The organism is Helicobacter jaachi, assembly GCF_000763135.2.
Classification (GTDB): Bacteria; Campylobacterota; Campylobacteria; order Campylobacterales; family Helicobacteraceae; genus Helicobacter_C; species Helicobacter_C jaachi.
The window spans coordinates 1-3,636 of the sequence record NZ_JRPR02000022.1 but is presented as its reverse complement, the minus strand read 5'-3'; the positions used below and the strand labels follow the sequence as shown (position 1 = coordinate 3,636).

4 protein-coding genes and 1 pseudogene are annotated in these 3,636 nt (G+C 34.5%); all 5 read left to right on the top strand.

The annotated features are described in order from the left end of the window. Positions 1–193, top strand: a 193-nt coding sequence (locus LS71_RS09760; RefSeq protein WP_238700404.1) for a hypothetical protein, incomplete at its 5' end; no start/stop codon positions are given. Positions 194–805: 612 nt separating this feature from the next. After that, the gene (locus LS71_RS09320; protein WP_138109934.1) at positions 806–1,783 is read left to right on the top strand and encodes a replication initiation protein; all 978 of its coding nucleotides are present in this window, start codon (positions 806–808) and stop codon (positions 1,781–1,783) included. Positions 1,784–1,953: 170 nt separating this feature from the next. Further along, a complete protein-coding gene (locus LS71_RS09315; RefSeq protein ID WP_034356984.1) occupies positions 1,954–2,220 on the top strand; it encodes a hypothetical protein in 267 nt (88 codons plus the stop codon). Next, positions 2,220–2,495, top strand: a complete 276-nt coding sequence (locus LS71_RS09310) for a type II toxin-antitoxin system RelE/ParE family toxin (protein ID WP_034356986.1) — start codon at positions 2,220–2,222, stop codon at positions 2,493–2,495. The genes LS71_RS09315 and LS71_RS09310 overlap by 1 nt, the downstream gene beginning before the upstream one ends. Then, a pseudogene (locus LS71_RS09755) lies at positions 2,495–3,636 on the top strand (hypothetical protein); the annotation flags it as partial. The gene LS71_RS09310 and the pseudogene LS71_RS09755, both read left to right, overlap by 1 nt.

Here is a 3,636-nt window from a genome sequence, read left to right as displayed (position 1 = left end):
TCAAGCTAAAAATATGCGCTTGCAAGATATTTATAAAGCGAGTGATAAGCTTATGAATATGCTTACACAAAATCCATACCTAGAAAACTTTTTTAGCCTTGATAAATATCGAGAGACTTATCAAGGCGCCAAAGAAACATTAGAGAGAGAAAGACTCTTAAGGGGAAAAACGCACTTAAATGGCAAAAGTTAATATAATATTCTCAAAGGGCGCTTTATATCAAACCCATACAACCACAACATTGAAATTTAAAATTCTTTACTATACAGCTTAAGCGAAGCGCGTTAGCGCGTAGCTAAGTGAGCGATTAGCGAACGCCTAAAGGCTAGTGCAGTGTGCGAAGCACAATGATAGCACTAGCCCCTATTTACTCATAGGCAGGATTATGGCACAGAAAATGAGAAATTTTGCGAAGTAACACAAAGCAAAATTTCTCATTTTCTCATTTTCTCATTTTTTTGATAATTTTTGCATTTTGCAATTTTTGCATTTTGCATTATATAGTTTTTGTGCGTGTGTGTGTGCGCGCGCTTTTTAGAATCTTTTTAAATCTTTTTTATATATATATTTTAGGCGCTCTGCAGAACCGCACCTTAGGGGTCTGTGGGATAGTAAAGATAACATTTTGCGGATAGTAAAGATAACATTTTGCGGAACTAAAGATAACATTTTGCGGAACTAAAGATAACATTTTGCGGAACTAAAGATAACATTTTCATTTTTCTATGTTATCTTTAGTTAGATATGATTTTTTGTGGATTCTGAGAATCCACAAAAAATATTCAAAATCAAATGGACTAACTTATGATTGTCAAATATAACAATGATTTAAATCAGATGCCATTGCCTAATTTTACAGGCAGACAAAATGACCTTTTTTTTTCAATCATTTCGATGATTAAAGAGAAACACGACAATACACCAGTTCTAAAGAGATTTTTTGACCCAGATAAAAGGCAAATTATTGTTCCTTATAAAAATTTTTTAGACATTTGTAGGGCTTACGAGTGGAATAGGAGCTTTAATGAAGTCTATCACGAAATTAAAAACTTTATGAATCTCTTGCTCGAATATAAAATCAGCTATGAGACAAAAACAAGCTACTATACCTTTGTTTGCTTTGAAGAGGCAGAATACAGACACGACACACAAGCCATTCATATAACCTTTCAATCTAGATTTTATGATATGGTCGTAAATCATAGCTTAGGTTTTACACGCTTTGAGCTTGCCGAGTTTATTGCGCTTGATAGCAAATATACCAAAACGCTCTATCGCCTTTTAAAACAATATCGCAGCACAGGTTATATGCGTATGGAGTGGGATTCATTCAAAGAAATTATGCAAATCCCAGTAAATTATAAGCAATTCAATATTGACCAAAGAATATTGCGCCCTGCGATAAAAGAACTTAATGCGGAAAAGAATCTTTTTGATATAGAACGAGTGCCATTCAAGAATCTGCAGTATAAAAAGATTAAACAGGGTGGCAACAAAGTAATAGCGATAGAATTTAAATTTGATGTGGATACTGCAGAGATAGAGCAGAATACAGACACTTATTTTGACCCAGCTTACCAAAACAGCATAAAGAGCATTGCGGGTAAATTTATTGATAAACGAAATCAGGGCGGTGAATGGCTATACATCAGGAGCATTAGATTTGTTGATAATAAAATTCAAATCACTTTCTATAATCCAAATACCGAGAAATATTCTGCAAAAATATTCACACAAAAAGCACTAGAACATGAAGTTTTAAGATTTATATACAACCCATAATAAAGCTATAAAATCTCGAACTTGTGAGAGATTATTAATTATATACCTTTTAAGGTGGATAATTTGCAAATTATCCACCTTAAAAGGTATATAATTTGCTTTTCATTTTATATTCATTGCTATATTTCACAAGCTCAATACAGCAAATAAAATGAAAAGGGGTATCAGAAATGACAAATTACAGCACTTATAGCGAAAGAAAATTGTATGGGGAGCTAAATGCCACAAGAGCAATTATCTCAAAGCTTCAAAGCGAAAAAGAAAGGCTAGATAAAAAGATAGAGAAAACCACGCGAAAGGAAAATGCTATCAAACAAGCATTGATTCAAAGATTAATGCCAAATGATGCAACCATTGATGCCCTAAATAACGCCACAAGCATAGGAGTTTTTGACAATTTTGATGAGGCAAAAAAGGCTTTAATGAGTGATGATTGATGAGAAAAATTGACATCAAAAACACCTTTAAAAAAGACTATAAACAAGTTTTAAAACAAGGCTGGAATGAAAATAGTATTGATGAAGCGATTCGGCAACTTGCAAATGATGATGTTTTAGCCACATCATTGCGAGACCACCCACTAATTGGCGATTATAGAGATTTTAGAGAATGCCATATAAAAAGCGATTTAGTCATCGTGTATAAGAGAACTACAGAGATTCTAAGCCTTTACCGCATAGGACGCCACCAAGACATTTTCAAGGGCTACTAATGAGCCACATTTCAAGTATTAATTTCAAAAAATCAAATCCTATTCAAACACAACATAATGACAGATTGTTACCCCCTAGCTACCTTATCGGTGGAGATTTTGAATTTAACAGAACTTCGAAAGAAGCCTTGTTGTTAAAAAATCAAATCATAGAAAACGCCAAAAGAGCATACTATGAAAGGGTGGGGCAAAAGTTTCAAGCTAAATCCTACGAATGGAGCGCAGTTTGCAACATTAAAGACAGCACCACAATGGCGGATTTAGAGAAATTAAGCGCACACTTTCAAAAAAGATATGGATTTCAATGCTATCAAATAGCTATACATAGGGACGAAGGTCATATTGATGAGAATGGAGACAGGGTTATCAATCATCACGCCCATTTAGAGTTTATAACGCTTGATAGTCAAACAGGCAAGAATAACTTTAGGCGTGAGCTTATCACGCCTAAAGTGTTGCGCCAAATTCAAGATGAAGCTGCAGAGATTCTGCAAATGGAACGAGGCATTGATAAGCGTATAAGCAAAAGAGAACGCATAGAACCGCGCAAGTGGGCGCAAATGAAAGAAGCGAGTAAAAGAGAGATACGTGCAAAAGTAGAGCAACTCACGCAAAAGCAAGTGAGTGAGCGCATAGAGCAGGAGCGCAAGAAATACATTGCAGAGGGCGGACACACCAAAGAGGACTACTCGGAACTCCGTAAATTGAAGCTCGGAAATTATGGCTCTTATGATGAATTGGAATCCGAAATAGAGAAATTAAGACAAGAATTGAAAGCCAAAGAAAATGAATATTCAAACGAATTAAGTCATTTAGTTCAAAATAACACAGAATTAGCCCTAAAATCAAAAAACTATAGTGAGGTAATACAAACCATTACCCAAGAGATTAAAACGCTTAAAATCGAAAATAATGAGCTTAAAAAGCATATAAAAGAATTTATCCCATTGGAGGAAGTGAAAACAATCATCTGTAAGCTTGATGAATTAGAATCCCTAAGAATGGACATTAATCGGTGGATTAACAACATTAATTTGCCAGCTCAAGCTAAAAATATGCGCTTGCAAGATATTTATAAAGCGAGTGATAAGCTTATGAATATGCTTACACAAAATCCATACCTAGAAAACTTTTTTAGCCT